The following is a 19,833-nucleotide window of genomic DNA, read 5'->3' as shown; positions in this document are numbered from 1 at the left end:
GCGGCCGCGTCGCCGGGCCGCTCACGTGATCAGGCCAACCGCCCCAGGGCGGCGGTGTAGATCTCGACGGCCTCCTCGATCCGGTGGACCAGGCAGTATTCGTCGGTGACGTGCGCCTGTTCGGGCTCGCCAGGGCCGCAGATGACGGTGGGCGCTCCGCCACAGGCGGAGGCGAGGATCGAGGCGTCGGTGAAGTAGCTGGCCGCCGGCCGGTCGCCGGGAGCGCCCGCCCCCGCCTCGACCAGGGCCCGGACGAAGGGGTCGTCCGGCTCCGTCCAGATCGCGGGCAGGTCCACGAGCACGTCGAGGGTGGCGTCGTCACCGAGCGCGGCCCGCAACCGCTCGCGAAGCCGTCCGTGGTCCTGGCCGGCGACCGTGCGCAGGTCGATCGTCGCGGCGGCCAGGTCGGGCACCGAGTTCACGTTGATCCCGCCGCGCACCGTTCCCACGTTCACCGTGGACGGGCCGAGGAAGGGGTGGTCGGGCACTCCGGTGTCGAACGTCTCGACGGCGCCGATCACCCGGGCGATCTTGTAGATCGCGTTGTCGCCCAGATGCGGCATCGAGCCGTGCGCCGTCGTGCCCCGCGTCGTGGCCTCCAGCCAGAGCGCGCCCTTGTGCCCGAGCAGCACCCGGTTGGCGGTCGGCTCGGCCACCAGCAGCGCGCGCGACCTGCCCACCAGGCCCGCGGCCGCCATGCCGGCCGCGCCCTCGCACCCGGTCTCCTCGCCGACGGTGAAGACGATCTCCAGGGCGGCCTTCGGCCCGGTGCGGCGCACATGCCGCTCGGCGGCGACCACCAGCGCGGCGACGCCGGCCTTCATGTCGCTCGAGCCGCGCCCGTACAGGCGGTCGCCGTCGATGTCCGCGCCGTGCGGCGCGTGCCGCCACGCCTGCCCGCCCAAGGGCACCGTGTCGAGGTGCCCGGTCAGCGTCACCGGCACGCCCGTTCCCCAGCGGGCGATCAGCCCGGTGCGGCCGGCGGCGTGCTCGTGCCGCCGCACCGCGAAACCGGCGTCGGACAGCCGTCCGGCGAGCGGCTCGGCCACCGCGGCCTCGCCCCCGCCCACCGAGTCGATCCTGATCAGCTCGCGTGCCAGCGCCACCGCCTCGTTCACGCGGGCTCCCTTCCCTCGCTCACTGCGCCGTCCCGGCCCGCACCGGCCGGCTGCTCTGCCGTACGACGAGTCGTGGCGCGATGGCGATGCGCTGCGCGGGCCGCGGATCGGCGGCTTTGACCTGGCCGAGCAGGCGCACCGCCTCCGCCGCCATCTCCTCCACGGGCTGCCGCACCGTGCTGAGCGGCGGGTCGCACATCGTCGCGTGCCCGACGTCGTCGAACCCGACCACCGACACGTCCTCGGGGACACGCGCCCCGCCGAACCGCAGCGCCCGCACCAGGCCCACGGCGATCTCGTCGTTCGCGCAGACCACCGCGTCCGGCAGCGAACCGGCTTCGAGCAGCCTGCGCCCGGCCTCGATACCCCATTCGAGGGTGAACTCGCCCAGCAGCGGCTCCCGGACCTCCACCCCGGCCCGCGCCGCCGCGCGTTCGAACCCGCTGAGCCGCAGCCGGGCGGAGGAGCTCACCAGCCGGCTGCCCGCGAAGACCACAGAGCGGGCCCCGCCCGCGATCACGTGTTCGACCGCCAGAACCAGCCCGGCCTCGTCGTCCACGCCCACCCAGTCGGCCGCGCCGCCCTCGATGTGGCGGTCGAGCTGCACGAGGGGCACCCGGCGGGCCGCGTCCAGCACGGCGGGGACGCTGGCCTCGATGTCGCACGGACTGATGATCAGCCCGTCCACGCGCCGGGCCAGCAGGGTCTCCAGTCTCCGCGCCTCGACCTGGGGATCGTACCTGGACGAGCACAGCAGCAGGTCCGTGCCGGAGTTCTGCAGCTCGCGCTCGACGGCCTCGACGATCGTGGTGAAGAACGGGTTGCCGATGCCCGGCACGACCATGCCGATGGTGCCGGTCGTCTGGTCGCGCAGCGCCTTGGCGACCGCGTTCGGCTGGTACCCGAGCTCGGCGGCGGCGCGCGCCACCCGCTCGGCGACCTCGGGCGTGACCTTACGCCGTCCGGAGAGCGCGCGGGAGGCCGAGGCCACGGAGACGCCGGCCGCGCGGGCCACGTCGTGAATCGTCACGCCCATCGTGTAATCGATTTCCCTTGATCTTTGCCAACGATCGACCCTGCCGCCCCTTGCGATGCTGGGATCACACGGAACGATAGAGGTTCTGTGAGAAAACTGCACCTTGACGGTGCTTTTTGGGTCGCACTAGCATGCCCGGCACTCGGGTAATCGATTACCCAATCGATCTCACTCCATCCCGGCCCCCTCCGAAAGGCACATCTCCTATGGCTCGATCCACGAGGCTCATCCGCCTGACGGCGGCGACGACGATCCTGGCCACCGGCCTGCTGGCGTCGGCCTGCGGCGGCTCGGACGACTCCGGCACTTCCGGGGACTCCGGCGGAGACAGGCCGCGGATCGGACTGGTCCAGATCAACCAGCAGGCGATCTTCTTCAACGAGATGAACGCCGGCGCCCAGCAGGCGGCGAAGGAGGCGAACGTCGATCTCACGATCTTCAACGCCAACGACGACCCGGCCAAGCAGAACGAGGCCGTCGACAACTTCGTCCAGCAGCAGTTCGACGCGGTCATCGTGGTCGCCATCGACGTCGAGGGCATCAAGCCCGCGGTGAAGATCGCCAAGGACGCCGGGCTCAAGGTCGTCGCCGTCGACGCCATCGTCGACTCGCCCGCGGTGGACACGCAGGTGGGTGTGGACAACGCCGCGGCCGCCCGGCAGGCGGGCGACTTCGTCAACAAGTGGGCCCAGGCGCAGGGCCTGAAGGCGCCGAAGATCGGCGTGGTGGGCGCGCTGAACTCCTTCATCCAGAACATCCGCAAGGACGACTTCAACAAGACCGTCGAGGGCGCGGGCGCCTCGATCGTGCAGACCGTCGACGGACAGAACAAGCAGGAGACCGCGATGACGGCCGCGGAGAACCTGCTCACCTCGCGCTCCGACATGAACATCGTGTACGCCACCGGCGAGCCGGCCCTGCTCGGCACGGTCGCGGCGGTCAAGTCGCAGAACGCGGGCGACAAGGTCAAGGTCTTCGGCTGGGACCTGACCAAGGAGGCCATCAACGGCATCGACGAGGGATTCGTCGCCGGAGTGGTCCAGCAGGACCCGAAGACCGAGGGCTACGAGGCCGTCAAGGAGGCCAAGGCCCTGGTCGGCGGCGCCCAGGCCAAGAAGAAGATCGACGTGCCCGTGACGATCGTGACCAAGGACAACGTCGACCCGTACCGCGCCACCTTCAAGTGAGCGGCGAAGGGACTCGCATGACGGACCAAGAGACGGGTCGCGTTGACCGGGTGGTCATGCGCGACATCCGCAAGCGCTACGGAATGGTCGACGCGCTGCGCGGCCCGACGCTGCGCGTCGGCCCCGGAGAGGTGGTGGGGCTCGTCGGCGACAACGCGGCAGGCAAGTCCACCCTCATGAAGGTGCTGGCCGGCGCCGTCGTGCCGGACTCCGGCGAGATCGTCTTCGACGGCAGGCCGGTCTCCTTCGCCAGCCCGAAGGACGCCCGCGAGCTGGGCATCGAGATGGTCTACCAGGACCTCGCGCTCTGCGACGACATCGACGTGGCGGGGAACCTGTTCCTCGGCAGGGAGCCGCGCAAGGCCGGCGGGATGATGCTCAACCTGCGCAAGATGCACGCGGACGCCAGGCGCCACCTGGACGCCCTGAACATCAGGATTCCGCTGACCGACATCCCCGTCGGAGGGCTGTCGGGCGGCCAGCGGCAGGCGGTCGCCATCGCCCGGGCGGTGACGTTCGGGCCCAAGCTGCTCATCCTCGACGAGCCGACGGCGGCGCTCGCCGTCGCCGAGGTCGAGACCGTCCTCGAACTGATCAAGACGGTCTCGGCCCAGGGCGTCTCGGTGATCCTCATCACGCACCGCCTGCAGGACCTCTTCCGGGTCTGCGACCGGCTGTGCGTCATGTACGAAGGCACGCTCAGGGCCGACCTGGACGCCCAGAACACGAGCCTCGAACGGCTCGTGTCCGAGATCGTCGCCCACGACGAGGGAGACAAGGAGGGGAGCCGACGGTGACCCCCACCAAGACCGGAACCAGCCACGGAACCAGCCAGCGGGTCGTCACCACCAGGTCGGCCCGGGCCAACGCCCACATCGGCCGGCACGCGCAGACGATCGCGATCGCGGTCGTGCTGGTGGTCCTGCTGATCTTCTTCGCGTTCTCCGCCGACCGGTTCGCCACGACGGGCAACATACTCAACCTGTTGCGGCAGATCGCCCCCACGCTGGTCGTCGCGACCGCTATGACCTTCGTGATCAGCACCTCGGGCATCGACCTGTCGGTCGGTTCCACGGTCGCGCTGTCCGGGTCGCTGCTCGCGATCGTGCTGCAGCACGGGTGGAACCCCACCCTCGCCCTGGTCGCGATCCTCGCGCTCGGCGCGCTGCTCGGTTTCGTGAACGGATGGTTCTCCTCCTACCAGAACATCCCGCCGTTCATCGTCACGCTCGCGATGTTGTCGATCATGCGGGGTACGGCGCTGCGCGCCACCGAGGGCTACTCGACCCCCATCGACGGAGATCTCTGGATCGTCCAGATCGGCCAGGGCCGCATCGCCGGGGTGCCCGTCCCGGCCATCCTCGCCGTGGTCGTCGCGCTCGTCGGCTGGTTCGTCCTCACGCGGACGCCGTTCGGCCGCTATGTCATCGGCCTCGGCTCCAACGGCGAGTCGCTGCGCCGCACCGGTGTGAACACGCGGAAGATCGGGCTGACCGTCTACGTGCTCACCGGCCTGGCGGCGGCGATCGCGGGCGTGCTGATCGCCACCCGCCTCAGCTCCGGCTCGTCCAACGCCGGCACCGGCTTCGAGCTGGAGGTCATCACCGCCGTCGTGCTCGGCGGCACCAGCCTCTTCGGCGGCCGGGCGAGCATGCTCGGCACGATTCTCGGCGCGCTCACGCTCGGCGTGATCGCCAACGGCCTGGTGCTGCTGCACGTCTCGCCGTTCTACGTGCAGATCGTCCAGGGCGCCATCCTGCTGCTGGCCATCTTCGCCAACAGCAAGGTGTGGGCGAAGTTCGGGGCGATACGGAAATGACCTCCGCAGCCCGGCCTCCGGCCGTGACGACGGTGCTCGGCCCGGTGTCCCCCGACGACCTCGGGATCACCCTCTGCCACGAGCACCTGCGCAACGACGGCGCCCGCGCCTGGCACCCCGCGCACGAGGGCGACGCCGAGGGCGAGCTGGTCGCCCGCGACCCCGTGCGGATCGAGTTCCTCGGCAGGCTCCGCAACGACCCGTACCTCTCCCGCGACAACGTGTCGCTGGACGACACGGGGACCGCGATCGAGGAGGTACGCAGGTTCGCCGAACGCGGCGGGCGCACCCTGCTCGAGGTGACCCCCGAGGGGATCGGGCGGGCGCCCGCCGAGCTGGTCGCGATCGCCCGCGCCACCGGGCTCAACATCGTCATGGGCTGCGGGTTCTACCTGCAGAAGACCCACCCCGCCCGGGTCCGCTCGATGAGCGCGGCGGACGTCGCCGACGAGATCGAGCGCGACCTGGTCGAGGGCGTCGACGGCGTACGCGCCGGAGTCATCGGCGAGATCGGCGTCTCGCCGGACTTCACCGCCGAGGAGGAGAAGGTGCTGCGCGGCGCGGCCCGGGCGCAGGCCCGCACCGGCGTGCCACTGTCGGTCCACCTCCCCGGCTGGGTGCGGTACGGCCACCGCGTGCTCGACGTCGTCGCCGAGGAGGGCGGTCTGCTCTCCGGCACCGTGCTCTCGCACCTGAACCCCAGTGGTGCGGACCGCGACTACCAGGTGTCCCTCGCCCTGCGCGGGGCCTATCTCGGCTACGACATGTGCGGCATGGACTACCTCTACCCGGGCGAGGGCCAGTCCCCGTGCGACGAGGAGAACGCCGCCGCGGTGGCGTGGCTGGTCCGCGCCGGGCTCGGAGGCCGGGTGCTGCTCTCCCAGGACGTGTTCCTGAAGACCATGCTCGTCCGCTACGGCGGCACCGGCTACGCCCACATCCTGACCCACTTCGTCCCGCGCCTGCACCGGCACGGGCTGACCGCCGGCGACACCACCCGGCTGCTCGCGGACAACCCGCGCGAGCTGTTCCTCGCCGCCGCGCGCGGCCACTGATCACACAGAGCCGCGCGGCTCCTGATCACACAGAGCCGCGGCGCGGCTCCATATAACACGGAGCCGCCGCGCGGCTTGATAACACAGAACAGAAGGAGACGATTTCATGACCCGCGTGCTGGTCGCCGGCGAATCATGGGTGAGCCAGTCGACCCACTACAAGGGCTTCGACGCGTTCACCACGACCACCTACCACACCGGTATCGATCCGCTGCGGGACGTCCTGGTCGCCGATGGCATCGAGGTCGACCACCTGCCCGCGCACGACGTGCCCGCGTTGTTCCCCGGCACGCCCGAGGCGCTGGCCGCCTACGACGTGATCGTGCTGTCCGACATCGGGGCCAACAGCATCCTGCTGCACCCGGCCACCTGGCTGTCCAGCGAGAAGACCGTCAACCGGATCGACCTGCTGGCCGACTGGGTGGAGCGGGGCGGCGGCCTCGCCATGGCCGGCGGTTACCTGAGCTTCCAGGGCTTCGAGGCGAAGGCCGCCTTCGCCGGCACGGCGGTCGAGCGGGTGCTCCCCGCCCGGATCTCCCGTTACGACGACCGCGTCGAGACCCCGCAGGGCGTGCCCGGCCTGCTCGCCGACGACGCGCACCCCATCGTGGCCGGGCTCGCCGCCCAGTGGCCCGACCTGCTCGGCTACAACCGTTTCACGCTGCCCGAGGACGCGACGCTGCTCGCGACCGTCGGCGGCGACCCCCTGCTCGCCGTACGGCAGGCCGGGGAGGGCCGGACGCTCGCGTGGGCGTCCGACATCGCGCCGCATTGGTGCCCGGACGAGTTCGTCTCCTGGGACGGCTACCGCACCCTGTTCACCCGGGCGGTCCGCTGGCTCGCGAAGGAGCTCTGACATGCCGATTCCGGTGATCCTCGACTGCGACCCCGGGCACGACGACGCCATGGCCATCCTGCTCGCGGTGGCCAGCCCGGCGATCGACCTGCGCGCGGTCACGACGGTCGCGGGAAACCAGACGGTGGAGAAGACCGCCCTCAACGCGCGGCGGATGCTGAGCCTCGCCGGAGTCACCGGCGTGCCGGTCGCCGCCGGCTGTGACCGCCCGCTGACGGCGCCGCTGGAGATCGGCGACTACGTGCACGGGGAAAGCGGCCTGGACGGCCCGGCGTTCGGGGAGCCGAGCGTCCCGCTCGACCCCCGCCACGGCGTGGATCTGATCCACGACACGCTGGCGGCCGCCGCCGAGCCGGTGACCGTGGTGGCCATCGGGCCGCTGACGAACATCGCCACGCTGCTGCGCCGTCACCCGGAGGACCGCGAGCGGATCAGGGAAATCGTGATCATGGGCGGCTCCACGGATCGCGGCAACCACACGCCGTACGCGGAGTTCAACATCTACGCCGACCCGGAGGCGGCGGCGGAGGTGCTGGACAGCGGCGTGCCGACGACGTGGGTCGGGCTCAACGTCAGCCACCAGGCGCTGGTGACCGCCGACGTGCTCGCCAGGATCGAGGCGCTCGGCACCCCGCTCGCCCGCGTCTGCGTGGAACTGCTCACGTTCTTCGGTTCCAGCTACCACGAGACCTGGGGGTTCCCCGCGCCGCCGCTGCACGACCCGATCACCGTGGCGTACCTGATCGATCCCACGGTCCTGACCTACGAGCGGGTGGGCCTGCGGATCGAGCTGGACGGCCCGCACACCCGTGGGGCGACCGTGGCCGACCTTCACCGCCGGATGGACTGGGAGCCCAACGCGAACGTCGGGATCGGCCTCGACCGGGACCGGTTCTGGGATCTCATGATCGGCGCGATCGAGGCCCTCGGCCGGGCCGCCTGAGCGTCGCCGGCGCCGGCACCGCCGCGAGCTCGGTGCAGCACCAACAGCCTGAAACAGGAGAAACCTCATGGAACCGAATGGTGTCGTCGTCGTCGGGAGCATCTCGGCGGATGTCACCGCCTTCGCCCGCCGGCTTCCCCGCCGGGGGGAGACCGTTCTCGGCGACGACGTCACCCTGGTGCTGGGCGGGAAGGGTGCGAACCAGGCGGTCGCCGCCGCCCGCGCCGGAGCGCCCACCTGGCTGGTGGGCTGCGTCGGCACGGACGCGTTCGGCGAGATCGTGTCGTCGGCGCTGCGCTCCCACGGGGTGGCGCTGACGGAGATCCGCTCCGTCGGCACCCGCACGGGCGTCGCGCACATCCGGGTGGACGCCTCGGGCGAGAACGACATCGTCATGACTCCTCTCGCCAACGCGGACCTCAGCACGGAGATGGTGGACGAGAGCATCCGGGCCGTGCGCGGCAAGGCGAGCGTGCTCCTCCTCCAGCTCGAGATCCCCGTCGACGTGGCCTGCCACGCCGCCGAGGCGGGCGCGGAGGCCGGCCTGACCGTGGTGCTCGACCCCGCGCCCGCGCAGCCGCTCCCCGACGGCGTCTGGCGGCACGTCTCCGTCGTCACCCCCAACGAGAGCGAGGCCGCAGCGCTGACCGGCATGCGGGTGGCCGACGCCGAGTCCGCCGAGCGGGCCGCGGGCTGGTTCCTCGACCGGGGCGTGCGGCATGCGCTCATCACGCTCGGCGGGGGCGGCGCCCTGTCGGTCACCCGCGAGCGCACCCGGCACTTCCCCGCCTACCCCGTCACCCCGGTGGACACCACCGCCGCGGGCGACGCCTTCACCGGCTTCCTGGGCGCGGCCCTCGCGGCCGGCCTCGACACCGCCACCGCCGTCCGCCGGGGGATGGCCGCCGGAGCGCTGGCGACGACGCTGCCCGGCGCCAGCCCCTCGCTGCCGGGCCGGAAGGCCGTGGACGAACTGCTCGCCGCCGTGGCTGAGGGAGCCGCTCGCTGAGGCGCCCCGGTCTCGAGAGCCGGGGGCAGGTGTCCGCTGTCAGTGGGGGCCGCTACCGTGTCGCGACGTGTCCTGGAGATCGCGATGGTGGTGGGCCGCCGCCCTGACGGCGGCGCTGGCCGGAGCCGCGTACGTCCTGTCCTTGCGGGAGGGGGCCCTCTTCCTGGGAATCGACGCCGCCTACGCCTTCTGCCCGGGCTGGGAGGCATCGATGGGGGCGGGTGTGGCACGGTGGGCGGTCGTCGACTGGGTGCCCCTGCTCTGGTACTCCGGCCTGCCCGGCGTCGTCGTCGCGTTCCTCACCCACTGGATCTGCGTACGGGTCCGGCGCCCGCGCGTCGGCACGGTCGTCGCGCGGGTCCAGGCGGCGCTCATGCTGGTCGTCTACGGCACCGCCCCGCTCGCCTTCGCGGTGGACGTGAGCATCGACCGGGACTGTCTCGGGATGTGGAGCGCAACCGGTGATCCGATGTTCTTCCTGGACACCGACATCGCGCCAACGCTGGCCGCGCTGTGCGTGCTGGCGGCCGTCCGGACTCCCCGCCACCGGTTCCGGCGGCTGGCCGCCTCCCGCCGCCTGCGAAGGGGTACGGCCGGTCTGGCGGCGCTGGGACTGCTGACGCTGCTGCCCGCGGCCGACCTGACGAAGGGGCCGATCGCTCCGCTGGAGGAGTGCCCGGTGAACGATTGGACGAAGGTCGCCATGGGGGAGCGCGCCTTCCTCTGCGGCGCCCGTTCCGGCGGGCAGTTCGCCGGCGTGTCGGACCACGACCTGCTCGCGTACGGGCGCGCGGGATGCCGCGCGTATCGGGGCCGCGTGGAGGACGCCTATCTCATCGCGCCCATCTGCCCCCGTGCCGCCGCCGACGTGCAGGCCAAGCTCGACGCCGAAGACGCGGACTTCCGCGCCGAGGAGGTGAGGAACCAGCGGGTGTGCGACACGTCACGGCACCGGCCGCGGATCACGCCCGTGCGGGCGGTCCGCGACCGCACCTGGACCGACTACGGCGTGCTGGAGTCCTACGAGTACGACGAGTCGACGGCGCGGCTTCCTGGGGAGGACGACCTGCTGGGGGAGGCACAGAAGAACGGCCTGGTGGCCGCGGGACCGGGACATTTGATCATCCTCAGCCACTCGGACTTCGACATCTGCCTCACGGTGGAGACGTACCGGCGGCGGCCACCGCTGGAGCTGAAGGGGTGGGACCACGTCGTGGAGGTCGGCTACGAGAGCACGACCGGGCAGGTCCGGCTCATGGACCCCATGGTCGGGCAGGACGACCTGCCCAATCTCGCGTTCCGGGGCAAGGGCCGCTACCGGATCCGGGTGCACTACCGCATGCCCGACTACGAGGCCTGGACACCTCAGCACATCCTCGTGATGGTCTATCCCGGCAGAGCCCGGCCGTCGGTCGAATACCGCTCCCGCCCTGTGGGTCTGGGTGATTAGTGTGAGCTGTGCGTACGGTGGACGATCTGCGGCGGCGGTGGCTGGACCAGGTGCGGCACGTCGTGCTGCTCTCGGGCATGTGGGCCTGCAACGGCCGTGAGATGGAGTCGGTGGCCCGGACGCTCCTGGAGAACCTCTGCTTCCTCGACGAGCGGGATCGGGAGTACGAAGAGGTCAGAGAAGAACTGGGCCGGTACGGTCAGGTTGGCGTGCCCGGTCCCTTCACCGCCCTCTTCGGGACCGAGCAGCGATGTATGGCCGAAGTCGCGTCCGTCTACGCCGAGCAGTTCCACCGGCTCGGCTATCTCGCCGTCGATCGAGAGCTCGGCCCGCAGGAGTGGGACGAGCTGACGGGCCAGGTGCGGGACCGGTTCGACGGGCGGGACGTGCGGCGCAGCGAGGTGGAGGCGGCTTTCGGCGCGCCGAGCATCGTGGTCGACCGGCGGGTGCTGTGCTATGTTCCCGCGCCCCTCCCACACGGCGCCTCGGCGCACCCGGCCGGGTGGGTGTTCTTCGACTGCTTCGCCGAGACCCGCACGGCGTACGTGCCCGGGGCCGGGCACTACGACCACTCGGCCGACGAGGATCCTCTGGTGCGTGATGTCCGGCTCCCCGCGGAGGACTTCGAGAGCGGTCTCGTCCTCACCCTGTACGGCAAGGTGCGCCGGTGGGGTCCGGGCTGGTGGATCCACCACCCGCCGGCCGACGCGTCGCCGGTCAATCGGGCGATCGCGGCGCAGCTACGGGGACATCGAGGCCGCTGATCCGTCCCGGTCGCTTCGGCACCGCCCCGCCTGAGGGCGGTCTCGAAGGCCCCGGCTCGCGCATTACGGAGGCGGCCGATGCCGTCCGGCGGCGTCGCCCCCTGTGCGAGAGGGCGGAAAGGAGTCGTGCAAGAGCAGGCAAAGCCGCCTTCGGACCGCACTCGGCGGGCGTTAGCGTCTCGCCGACCCGCCGCTCGCACCGCTCCCCGCGCGTACGCGGCCGGTCGTCGTGATCGTACGGGGGCCGGCCGGGCAGAGCCCGCCGCGACGAAGGGGCAGGCGTGAGACGAGCGCGTGGAACCGGTGCCGTGATCGTGGTGCTGGCGATCATCGGAGGATTCGCCCTCGCCGGTTGCGCGGCGGAGCCGCCCGCACCGCGTGCCGAGCCACCGGGGGCCGTGCGGTCGCGGGTCGCGAGCGCCCCACCGGCGTCCGTTTCGCCGTCGCCGTCCGCGTCGGTCGAGGCGAGGGGCCGGGATCAGGCCGACGTCTACGCGGCCGATCGGCCGGGAATGCTCAGCCCCGTCGTCAGGGGTTTCCGCTCTCTCGTGTACGTGCCCAACAGCGAGAGCGGCACGGTCGACGTCATCGACCCGGAGACCTACCGGATCGTGCGGCACTTCACGGTCGGGGCGCTGCCTCAGCACGTGGTGCCGTCGTGGGACCTCAAGACGCTGTGGGTGAACAACAACCGGGGCAACTCGCTGACCCCCATCGACCCCCGCACCGGCAGGCCCGGCCGCCCGGTCCCCGTGGAGGATCCGTACAACCTGTACTTCTCGCCCGACGGCAGGTACGCGCTGGTCATGGCGGAGCGGAACAACCAGCTCGACCTGCGCGACCCGCACAGCATGAAGCTGCTGCGGTCGCTGTCGCTGCCGTGCCGGGGCATCAACCACGGCGACTTCACCGCCGACGGCTCGGTCTTCCTCGCGAGCTGCGAGTTCAGCGGCGACCTGGTCGTGCTCGACTGGCGTACGCCGAGGGTGATCCGGCACATCCACCTTGGTCACATGAGCATGCCGCAGGACGTGAAGCTGTCGCCCGACGGCACCGTCTTCTACGTCGCCGACATGGAACGGCACGGGGTGTGGCTGGTGGACGCGGCGACGTACACGGTCATGGGGTTCCTGCCGACCGGCCGGGGCGCGCACGGCCTGTACGTCAGCCGCGACTCGCGCCACCTGTACGTGTCGAACCGGGGTGAGGGGTCGGTGTCGGTCGTGTCGTTCCCGAAGCGGAAGGTGGTGGACGTCTGGCGGATCCCCGGCGGCGGCTCGCCCGACATGGGCGGCGTGTCGGCGGACGGCACGAAGCTGTGGCTCAGCGGCCGCTACCACGGCGTCGTGTACGTCTTCGATACCAAGGAGGGCAGACTCGTCCGCACCATCCCCGTCGGCGCGGGCCCGCACGGGCTGTGCGTCTATCCCCAGCCGGGCCGCTACTCCCTCGGCCACACCGGCGTCTTCCGGTGACCTTCGCCGTCTCACGCGCGTGAAACATTCAACGGGCACATCGGAGTTTCGACCGGTTCCGCCGTCCTCTCTGTCCTGGTTGCGAGGGAACGGCGTTCCCAAGGTCCCCCGGTCGCGTCGTTTAACGCCCGACCGGATCGGGCACCCTCGGTCGCCGTGCTGGATCGGTCCGCGAATGTCCCAATACCCTCCGGGCACTCGGCACTCCTGCAACGGATGAGGTGTGAATTGATCGCACGCTCGCGAGGACGTCGTTTGACGACGTCGATCGCCGCCGCCATCGTGGCGATGACCGCCGCGCTCCTGCCGCTCAGCCCCGCCCACGCGGCGTACGGCCCGGACCAGCCGGTCTACCTGCAGCTGGTGAGCAACGACGGCAACGCGACGCAGCTGGCCCTCCTCGAGGGCACGGTGGCGTTCGACGACGGCAACACGAAGTACCGCTACTCGCTGCGCCTGTGCTGGCAGCATGCCTATCCCTCGCCGTACTACTCGACCTACGTCAACGGTTCGTACTTCAGCGGGCCGGTCACCGGTTCGTCGTCCGCCTCCGGGTGCCAGTCCGTGAGCTACTCCAGTGGAGAGGTGAACTACGGCGGCATCGTCCGCAACATCCGCTTCGACGTGACCGGCGGATGGTTCGGCAGCAACGGTCAGTACCAGATGCGCACCAAGAGCACCGCCACCTACGACAACCCCTACAACTGAGCGGTGCCGCGCGGTGAGGCGGGCCGAGCCCGCGTCGCCGACGGCGCCGACGGCTGATGCGGCGAGGTCTCCGGCAGGCGGTTCCTAGAGGGACCGTCGCCGCCGGGGACCTCGCCCGCGCGTGAGTGGGCCGTACCTGCGGGCCGGCGTCCGGGGGCCGGTGATCGAGGGCCGCGCGTGCCCGGCGACCGGGGACGATAGCCTCCCGGGGTGAGCCGTACCTCTCGATCCCGCCGCACGCCGCGCTCCGGCGATCCCTGTCCCTGTGGTCTGCCCGTCGGCTACGGCGAGTGCTGCGGCCGGTTTCACGCGGGTCAGGCCGCGCCCACGGCCGAGGCGCTGATGCGCTCGCGGTTCTGCGCGTTCGCGGTCGAGGACGAGTCGTACCTGCTGCGGACCTGGCATCCCGCCACCCGCCCCCCGCGGGTCGAGTTCGAGCAGGGCATGCGGTGGACCGGGCTGGAGATCGAGGCGGTCACCGGCGGGAGCCCGATCCACACCGACGGCACCGTCACCTTCCGCGCCCGGTACGCCTATCGCGGACAGCCAGGCGAGATGCGCGAGCGGAGCCGATTCGTCCGCCACGAAGGCGCCTGGGTCTATCTCGACGCCATGCAGTCGTCGGAGTGACACGGATTTACGACGTTAGGGGCATTCGGGGTATATGAGCCAAATATCGGACCAGAAGGCATAGCGACAAAAAATGCGTCATGGTGCATGCCGCCCTCGGCATGGGCGGGGGGGAGGCCACGGCGCGGGGTATGAGGTCGGCATTGCTCATGTCCGCGACGAAAGCCCATGCCGGATGGCCTTGGTAGGTAGGTGCGTTCCACGATGTCTCGCCGTTGTACGTTCCGCTCGCGACCATGTCAGGCTCTGACGGCCCGCCGCCTGACGCTGGCCGCCTTCGTGGCCGCGATCGCGTGGAGCACGGCGGTGCAGGAGGCGGAGGCCGGCGCGAGCGCGCATGCCCTGCCGCGTGGGGCGACGAACCTCGTGACCGGCCACGGCGGTGGCGGCGGGGGCCAGGTCGCGGCGGGTGGAACGGCCGCGGCCCGGCAGCTCAACTCGGGTAACGGCAAGTTCAATCAGAACCTCAACGGCGTGTTCGCTCCGACCTTCATGATCGGCCAGCAGCAGACCGGCATCACGAACGGCGGGCGCATCAGCACGCAGGGCGCCTTCTGCGGCCCCGGCCCGAAGCACTGCAAGATCTGGCAGAACATGCCCCTCACCGTCAGCGGCTGGTGACCCGGACGCACGCGGACCGTGAATCGCACGAAATGCGGGGGGCGCGCTGACTGATATGGCAATGATGCCGTAAGACGCCGCGCGCACCAGGTGCGGGGAACCGGCGGTTCACTAGCGTGGACGAGGCCTGGGCGAAAAGGGGCCGCCCGGAGCGTTGCGACCGGTGGGAGCGCGGGATGAACTGTCAGCGGTACGACGGGACGGCCACGAGGAAGATCGGCCTCGGTCTCCTCGCCTGGGCGTCGGTCGTGGTGGCGCTGGCCGCCGCGGCCCCCGCCGCCGGGGCCGTGCACGCGCACGGGCGGGAGACGCCTCGCCCCCAGGAGTCCGTGCTCCGGCCCGCCCGGCTCGAGAGGGACGCCGCCGGCCCCGGGCTCACCGCCTCGAACGCCACGCGCAACCGCGGCACTCAGCAGGTCTCCATCAACGTCGCGAACGGGGGAACCGGTATCCAGAACGCGATGTGCAGGGGTAACCGGGGGTGCGACATCGTGCAGGCACTCGGCATGCCGTACGCGGGCGATCCGCCCGTGCCGTCGCCGACGCCGCAGGCGCCGCCCGGCGCCGGAGCGGCCACCCGCTCGAGGGTGGCGGCCCATGGGGGAGGAGCCACGCCCCGGGCGGAGGTCGTGGCGCGGCAGGCGGCGGACTCCGCGGGCGGGCGGGCGACCGGCACCCAGGCGGCCAAGCGCGGGCGCGCGGTTCCGCGACCGGCGCCCGCACCCCGTCCGGTGCCGGGGGTCCCGATTTCGCGGGTTCCGGTGCCGTCGCACCGCTGACGCGCTTGGGGGCGCGGTGAGTGGGCGCGGTGAGTGGGCGCGGTGAGCGGGCCCGGCTGTGGACGCGGGCTCCGCCGCGGACGTCCGCATTGGTAATCTCAAGACGAGGGAGGGGTTCGGTCCCCGTCCTCCCGTCCACGGCCCGCCAACGAGAAGTTCCTCCGAGTCGTCAGGATGTGCGCACCATGTCGAAAGCCGGTCGGTCCCAAGAGGAGATGCGCCGGCGCAATCTCGGTGATCTGCTGCGGCACGTGCACCTGGCCGGCCCGCTCTCCCGCTCGGAGCTGGCCGACCGGATGGGCCTGAACCGCAGCACGATCATGGCGCTGACCGCCGAGCTGTCCGCGGCGGGCCTGGTCAGCGAGGAGCTCCCCGGAGACACCGGCAGGGCGGGCCGGCCGTCGCTGGTGGTCCGCCCGGAACGCGATCGGGCGCACGTGCTGGCCTTCGACGTCCGCGTCGACCGCCTGGTCGCCGCCAGGGTGGGACTGGGCGGCGAGATCCTCGACCGCCGGGAGGCGGTCAGGCCCCGTGCGGGCGCCGACCTGGAGGACGTCGTCGGCGTGCTCGCGGGCTTCGGCCGCGAGCTGCGGCGCGGCGCGCGCCCGGGCTCGGTCTGCGTCGGGGTCGGCGCGGCCTACTGCGGCATGATCCGCCCCACCGACGGCACGGTCCGGTACGGCCCCTACATGGGGTGGGTGGACCAGGCGTTCGGCGTGGAGCTGGGCGGCCGGCTCGGGCTTCCGGTGCTGGTGGGCAACGAGGCACACCTCGGCGCGCTGGCCGAGCGTGAGCGGGGCGTGGGCCGCGGCTTCGACAACCTGATCTACCTGCACGGCGACGTCGGCGTGGGCGGCGGGATCATCGTCGGCGGCAAGCTGCTCGGCGGCGACGGCGGCTACGGGTGCGAGCTGGGGCACATGATGGTGAACCCGTACGACGGGAGGCCCTGCATGTGCGGCTCGCGAGGCTGCCTGGAGGCCGAGGTCGGCGAGCACGCCCTGATCGACGCGGCGGGCCGCTCGGGCGAGCTGAGCGGCCGCGAGGGCGTCCGCGCCGTGGTCGAGGCCGCGGAAGCCGGGGACGCGGCGGCGGCGGAGGCGCTGCACCGGATCGGCGACTGGCTGGGCATCGGCGTGGCGAACCTGATCAACCTCTTCAACCCGGGCATCGTGATCTTCGGGGGCATGCTGCGGGACGTGTACCCGGGCTCGGCGGCGCAGGTCCGCCGCAGGGTGGAGGCGAACGCCATGCTGATCTCGCGGGAGCAGGTGCGGCTGCGGGTGTCGGCGCTCGGGGACGACACCACTCTGGTCGGCGCGGCGGAGCTGGCCTTCTCCAGGCTCCTGGCCAGTCCTTTGGAGGTGCTCGCGGAGATGCGGCGCCGTGGCGCCGCTCACCGGACGGCGCCGCGGAAGCGTGCCATGGCCCTCTGACAGCCGGGGAGCGCTGGAAGGCCACAGAAGATCTCGCGTTCCGGCCTCCGCGGACACCGTGCAGGCGTTGCGGTGTGACTCCTGCGCTGCAAGGCGGCCTGTGGGCCGGGGCCGTATGACACCGCGGGCGACACAGTTCTTCGAGAACCTGACGGCCATGGGCGCCGGCATGGCCAAGGGCGACGTGATCGTGCCGCCCACCGCGGACCTTCAGCCGGTCGCTGCGGCCGACGTCGCCGCCGCGCTCGTGGACGTAGCCACCTCCGCCCCGCTCGACGGCGTGATCGAGGTCGCGGGGCCGGAACGCGCGGCGTTCGCTCGTTTCATCGGTCCGGCGCTCGCCGCGCGAGGTGATGAGCGCCCCCTCATGCCGGACGCCGGCGCCGGTTACTTCGGCGTACCGATCGTGCGGGACTCGCTGGTTCCGCTCGGTGCCGCCCGGATCGGGCGCACCACCTACGACGACTGGTCAGCCGCGCAGTCCTCGTGACCCCCGCCGGCGCACGCCTGGCTCGACAACGTATCCACGCCTGAAGGAGAAATCATGACCACGCACGTGCACACCGGTGAGCCCCGCCTCGACCTGCGGACGGCCGCCCCAAAGGCCGTCAAGGCGCTCTACGCCGCGGACCAGGCCATTCTCACCTCGCCACTCGATCCGACCATCCGCGAGCTGGTCAAGCTGCGTACTTCGCAGATCAACCACTGCGTGCACTGCATCGACCTGCACAGCCACGATGCTCTGGAGCAGGGCGAATCGCTGAACCGCATAATCCAGCTATCCGCGTGGCGCGAATCGGCGCTGTTCACCCCGGCGGAGCGGGCGGCGCTCGAGTACACCGAGGCCGCGACGACGCTGACCCCGCACGGCGTCAGCGACGAGGTCTGGGCCGGCGTCCGCGACCTCATGACCGACGAGGAACTCGGCGCGCTGGTCGTCCAGGTGGCTCTGATGAACGCCTTCAACCGATTCGGTGTCCCGCTGCGGATGCCGGCGCAGCCTCGCGATTGATTCAGCTGGGCCGTTGAGATGCTGCGCACGGCGGGCCGGCCACAGGGATCGAACCGCTGGAAGCCGTTCAGCTGAGCGGTGTGATTTCGTGTGCCGGCCTGACGAAGCACTACCAGGGGCGGGCGAACGAGGCGGCCTGGCGGCGGAAGCCGTCCGCCTTGGTCAGGTGGGAGTCTCCGTCGCAGGACAGGCCGGCACGCGGCCGCTCCGCGAGGGCGTTGTGGAGGGCCGCGAGGCGCTCCTGGGCGTCCGCCAGGCCCGTGCACATCGACGCCGTCTTCTCGTACATGGTCGCCACGCGGGTCCTGGCCTCCTCGCACAGCAGCCGCGAGCGCTCCAGCAGCGCCTCCCGGCTGTCCCGGCCGGGCATGCGGGGCGCCGTCTCCCCGGAGCGGACGGACGCGACGGGGCGCCGGCCGAACCCTCCACGCGGGCCGGGCAGCAGGACGAGCCTCCGCTCCAGCGGCGCCACGGGCGCGGCGCGTACGACGGTCGGGCGTCCCGGCCGTCCCTCCGGCCACAGGAGAGCGAGCAGACGGCCGAGGGGGCGGCTCGCCCAGACGATGAGACCTCCCGAGGCCGCCGCGGCGGCGGTGTGCACGCGCTCCAGCGCACGCACCCCGGCCAGGTCGCAGAACTTCAGGCGGACCGCGTCGAGCACCAGGTGCACGCAGCCGTCCGCGAGCAGCGGCGCGACGACCCTCTCGAACCGCTCGCAGCTGAAGAAATCCATCTCTCCGCTGATGCTCACCACGGCGGAGTCCGATTCGCGCTGTGTGACCTTCACCCACAGTTCCATGGGTGACCTCCTTACCCCGTGCGAGGAGGGAGACGGGCATCGGCGATCGAATTTCTTTTCCGAGCGCTCCGCATGACCCCGGCACTTCCAGGATATGGGGCGAATATGGATGCGCTCGTCCACCGGGATGTCGTGGTCGTCGCCGCCTCCGCGGGAGGGATCGAAGCTCTGCGTACGCTGCTCGGCAACCTCCCGGCCGACCTGCGGGCCTCCGTCTTCGTCGTCCTCCACATCTCGCCGCGGGCGGGCAGCGCCCTGCCGGGCATCCTGGATCGTGCGGGACCGCTGAAGTCGGCCGCGGCGCAGGACGGCGAGCCGCTGCGGCACGGGCGCGTCTACGTGGCGCCTCCCGATCTCCATCTGCTGCTGGACGGCGAGAGCGTCCGGCTGTCCGGAGGACCCCGGCACAACGGGCACCGCCCGGCCGCCGATCCCCTGTTCCTCAGCGCGGCCGCCTTCGCGGGGCCGCGGGTCCTCGCCGTCATCCTGAGCGGCACCCTCGACGACGGGGCGCGGGGCTGCGCGGAAGTGGAGCGCCGCGGCGGGCTGGTGGCCGTGCAGGACCCCGAGGAGAGTCCGTTCGACGGCATGCCGCGCGCCGCCATCGCCGCGACGACGCGGCCGATGGTGTCCTCCGTACCGCTGATCGCGGAGTGGATCGTGCGGGAATGCACCGGGACGCGGGCGGCTGAGGAGATCGCGGTGGACCGGAAGCTCCAGCATGAGTTGTCGGCCTTTTTCTCGGCCGGCCCGCCGGTCCCGCCCCCGGGCCGGTTGAGCGCCCTGACCTGCCCTGACTGCAACGGGCCGCTGTACGAGGTGGTCTCGTCTCCCGACGGGCACTACCAGTGCATGGTGGGTCACGCCTGGTCGATGGAGAGCATGATCGACGGGCAGGCGGAGGCCGTCGAACGGGCCTTCTGGGTGGCGATCCTGCGGATCGAGGAACGGCTGCGGCTCCTGACGCGGATGCTGGGCCACGCGGAGGAGCGGGGGCAGGCCCTGGTGGTACGCCGCCTCCGGCAGCAGACGGACCGTGACCGGGAGGCCCTGGAGACCCTGCGTCACCTGCAGAGCCGGATCGGCCGCGAGGCGCCTGCCGCCGTCACCCCCGGCGACCAGCGGCGATAGCGTGA

At 71.6% G+C, this 19,833-nt stretch carries 21 protein-coding genes; 18 read left to right on the top strand and 3 right to left on the bottom strand.

Going from position 1 to position 19,833, the window contains the following annotated elements:
* Positions 1-29: 29 nt before the first annotated feature.
* On the bottom strand, positions 30-1,118 hold the full coding sequence (locus ACQPZZ_RS25465; RefSeq protein ID WP_432922894.1) for a M20 family metallopeptidase: 1,089 nt from the start codon (positions 1,116-1,118) through the stop codon (positions 30-32).
* Between the two features lie 19 nt (positions 1,119-1,137).
* Positions 1,138-2,154, bottom strand: coding sequence for a LacI family DNA-binding transcriptional regulator (locus ACQPZZ_RS25460; RefSeq protein ID WP_432922891.1), 1,017 nt, complete (start codon positions 2,152-2,154; stop codon positions 1,138-1,140).
* A 206-nt stretch (positions 2,155-2,360) separates the two neighbouring features.
* Between ACQPZZ_RS25460 and ACQPZZ_RS25455 the strand changes: the two genes are divergently transcribed.
* The 17 genes from ACQPZZ_RS25455 to ACQPZZ_RS25375 all read left to right on the top strand — a co-directional run bounded on the left by ACQPZZ_RS25455 (position 2,361) and on the right by ACQPZZ_RS25375 (position 17,898).
* Positions 2,361-3,341 (top strand): substrate-binding domain-containing protein, encoded by a 981-nt coding sequence (locus ACQPZZ_RS25455; RefSeq protein ID WP_432922888.1) that lies wholly within the window; start codon positions 2,361-2,363, stop codon positions 3,339-3,341.
* Between the two features lie 17 nt (positions 3,342-3,358).
* Complete coding sequence (locus ACQPZZ_RS25450) at positions 3,359-4,138, top strand: ATP-binding cassette domain-containing protein (RefSeq protein ID WP_432922885.1); 780 nt, start codon at positions 3,359-3,361, stop codon at positions 4,136-4,138.
* Positions 4,135-5,160 (top strand): ABC transporter permease, encoded by a 1,026-nt coding sequence (locus ACQPZZ_RS25445; protein WP_363640191.1) that lies wholly within the window; start codon positions 4,135-4,137, stop codon positions 5,158-5,160. The genes ACQPZZ_RS25450 and ACQPZZ_RS25445 overlap by 4 nt, the downstream gene beginning before the upstream one ends.
* A complete protein-coding gene (locus ACQPZZ_RS25440) occupies positions 5,157-6,215 on the top strand; it encodes a phosphotriesterase family protein (RefSeq protein ID WP_432922881.1) in 1,059 nt (352 codons plus the stop codon). The genes ACQPZZ_RS25445 and ACQPZZ_RS25440 overlap by 4 nt, the downstream gene beginning before the upstream one ends.
* Positions 6,216-6,321: 106 nt before the next feature.
* Positions 6,322-7,071: a glutamine amidotransferase gene (locus ACQPZZ_RS25435; protein WP_363640195.1), complete on the top strand. Its 750-nt coding sequence runs from the start codon at positions 6,322-6,324 to the stop codon at positions 7,069-7,071.
* A 1-nt stretch (position 7,072) separates the two neighbouring features.
* Positions 7,073-8,014, top strand: coding sequence for a nucleoside hydrolase (locus ACQPZZ_RS25430; protein WP_432922878.1), 942 nt, complete (start codon positions 7,073-7,075; stop codon positions 8,012-8,014).
* A 67-nt stretch (positions 8,015-8,081) separates the two neighbouring features.
* Positions 8,082-9,023 (top strand): ribokinase, encoded by a 942-nt coding sequence (locus tag ACQPZZ_RS25425; RefSeq protein ID WP_432922875.1) that lies wholly within the window; start codon positions 8,082-8,084, stop codon positions 9,021-9,023.
* A gap of 67 nt (positions 9,024-9,090) precedes the next feature.
* Entirely contained in the window at positions 9,091-10,473 is a 1,383-nt protein-coding gene (locus ACQPZZ_RS25420; RefSeq protein ID WP_432922872.1) for a hypothetical protein, read from the top strand.
* Positions 10,474-10,490: 17 nt separating this feature from the next.
* Positions 10,491-11,237, top strand: coding sequence for a hypothetical protein (locus tag ACQPZZ_RS25415; protein ID WP_432922870.1), 747 nt, complete (start codon positions 10,491-10,493; stop codon positions 11,235-11,237).
* A 281-nt stretch (positions 11,238-11,518) separates the two neighbouring features.
* A complete protein-coding gene (locus ACQPZZ_RS25410; protein WP_432922867.1) occupies positions 11,519-12,712 on the top strand; it encodes a hypothetical protein in 1,194 nt (397 codons plus the stop codon).
* 255 nt (positions 12,713-12,967) lie between these two features.
* Positions 12,968-13,420 (top strand): hypothetical protein, encoded by a 453-nt coding sequence (locus ACQPZZ_RS25405; RefSeq protein ID WP_363640209.1) that lies wholly within the window; start codon positions 12,968-12,970, stop codon positions 13,418-13,420.
* 210 nt (positions 13,421-13,630) lie between these two features.
* Positions 13,631-14,050, top strand: a complete 420-nt coding sequence (locus ACQPZZ_RS25400) for a YchJ family protein (RefSeq protein WP_363640211.1) — start codon at positions 13,631-13,633, stop codon at positions 14,048-14,050.
* A 279-nt stretch (positions 14,051-14,329) separates the two neighbouring features.
* On the top strand, positions 14,330-14,671 hold the full coding sequence (locus ACQPZZ_RS25395) for a hypothetical protein (RefSeq protein ID WP_432922864.1): 342 nt from the start codon (positions 14,330-14,332) through the stop codon (positions 14,669-14,671).
* Between the two features lie 176 nt (positions 14,672-14,847).
* On the top strand, positions 14,848-15,450 hold the full coding sequence (locus tag ACQPZZ_RS25390) for a hypothetical protein (protein WP_432922861.1): 603 nt from the start codon (positions 14,848-14,850) through the stop codon (positions 15,448-15,450).
* A gap of 215 nt (positions 15,451-15,665) precedes the next feature.
* The gene (locus ACQPZZ_RS25385; RefSeq protein ID WP_432922858.1) at positions 15,666-16,886 is read left to right on the top strand and encodes an ROK family transcriptional regulator; all 1,221 of its coding nucleotides are present in this window, start codon (positions 15,666-15,668) and stop codon (positions 16,884-16,886) included.
* A gap of 115 nt (positions 16,887-17,001) precedes the next feature.
* Positions 17,002-17,376, top strand: coding sequence for a hypothetical protein (locus tag ACQPZZ_RS25380; protein WP_432922855.1), 375 nt, complete (start codon positions 17,002-17,004; stop codon positions 17,374-17,376).
* 54 nt (positions 17,377-17,430) lie between these two features.
* The gene (locus tag ACQPZZ_RS25375; protein ID WP_432922852.1) at positions 17,431-17,898 is read left to right on the top strand and encodes a carboxymuconolactone decarboxylase family protein; all 468 of its coding nucleotides are present in this window, start codon (positions 17,431-17,433) and stop codon (positions 17,896-17,898) included.
* A gap of 109 nt (positions 17,899-18,007) precedes the next feature.
* Here the strand turns inward: ACQPZZ_RS25375 and ACQPZZ_RS25370 are convergent, their stop codons facing one another.
* A complete protein-coding gene (locus ACQPZZ_RS25370) occupies positions 18,008-18,697 on the bottom strand; it encodes an STAS domain-containing protein (protein WP_432922849.1) in 690 nt (229 codons plus the stop codon).
* A gap of 105 nt (positions 18,698-18,802) precedes the next feature.
* On the opposite strand from ACQPZZ_RS25370, the gene ACQPZZ_RS25365 reads away from it, so the two are divergent.
* Positions 18,803-19,828, top strand: coding sequence for a chemotaxis protein CheB (locus ACQPZZ_RS25365; protein WP_432922846.1), 1,026 nt, complete (start codon positions 18,803-18,805; stop codon positions 19,826-19,828).
* The last annotated feature ends 5 nt before the right edge of the window (positions 19,829-19,833 follow it).

It is taken from the genome of Microbispora sp. CA-135349 (assembly GCF_050947365.1).
Lineage (GTDB): Bacteria > Actinomycetota > Actinomycetes > Streptosporangiales > Streptosporangiaceae > Microbispora.
The sequence above is the reverse complement of the archived record's forward strand: the minus strand, read 5'-3'. Positions and strand labels throughout refer to the sequence as shown.

What these genes read in the sequence shown, in the direction of transcription:
- ACQPZZ_RS25460 (WP_432922891.1), bottom strand. Translation starts at nt 2,154, where the DNA reads ATGGGCGTGACGATTCACGACGTGGCCCGCGCGGCCGGCGTCTCCGTG.
- ACQPZZ_RS25455 (WP_432922888.1), top strand. Translation starts at nt 2,361, where the DNA reads ATGGCTCGATCCACGAGGCTCATCCGCCTGACGGCGGCGACGACGATC.
- ACQPZZ_RS25450 (WP_432922885.1), top strand. Translation starts at nt 3,359, where the DNA reads ATGACGGACCAAGAGACGGGTCGCGTTGACCGGGTGGTCATGCGCGAC.
- ACQPZZ_RS25440 (WP_432922881.1), top strand. Translation starts at nt 5,157, where the DNA reads ATGACCTCCGCAGCCCGGCCTCCGGCCGTGACGACGGTGCTCGGCCCG.
- ACQPZZ_RS25435 (WP_363640195.1), top strand. Translation starts at nt 6,322, where the DNA reads ATGACCCGCGTGCTGGTCGCCGGCGAATCATGGGTGAGCCAGTCGACC.
- ACQPZZ_RS25430 (WP_432922878.1), top strand. Translation starts at nt 7,073, where the DNA reads ATGCCGATTCCGGTGATCCTCGACTGCGACCCCGGGCACGACGACGCC.
- ACQPZZ_RS25425 (WP_432922875.1), top strand. Translation starts at nt 8,082, where the DNA reads ATGGAACCGAATGGTGTCGTCGTCGTCGGGAGCATCTCGGCGGATGTC.
- ACQPZZ_RS25390 (WP_432922861.1), top strand. Translation starts at nt 14,848, where the DNA reads ATGAACTGTCAGCGGTACGACGGGACGGCCACGAGGAAGATCGGCCTC.
- ACQPZZ_RS25385 (WP_432922858.1), top strand. Translation starts at nt 15,666, where the DNA reads ATGCGCCGGCGCAATCTCGGTGATCTGCTGCGGCACGTGCACCTGGCC.
- ACQPZZ_RS25380 (WP_432922855.1), top strand. Translation starts at nt 17,002, where the DNA reads ATGACACCGCGGGCGACACAGTTCTTCGAGAACCTGACGGCCATGGGC.
- ACQPZZ_RS25375 (WP_432922852.1), top strand. Translation starts at nt 17,431, where the DNA reads ATGACCACGCACGTGCACACCGGTGAGCCCCGCCTCGACCTGCGGACG.
- ACQPZZ_RS25370 (WP_432922849.1), bottom strand. Translation starts at nt 18,697, where the DNA reads ATGGAACTGTGGGTGAAGGTCACACAGCGCGAATCGGACTCCGCCGTG.
- ACQPZZ_RS25365 (WP_432922846.1), top strand. Translation starts at nt 18,803, where the DNA reads ATGGATGCGCTCGTCCACCGGGATGTCGTGGTCGTCGCCGCCTCCGCG.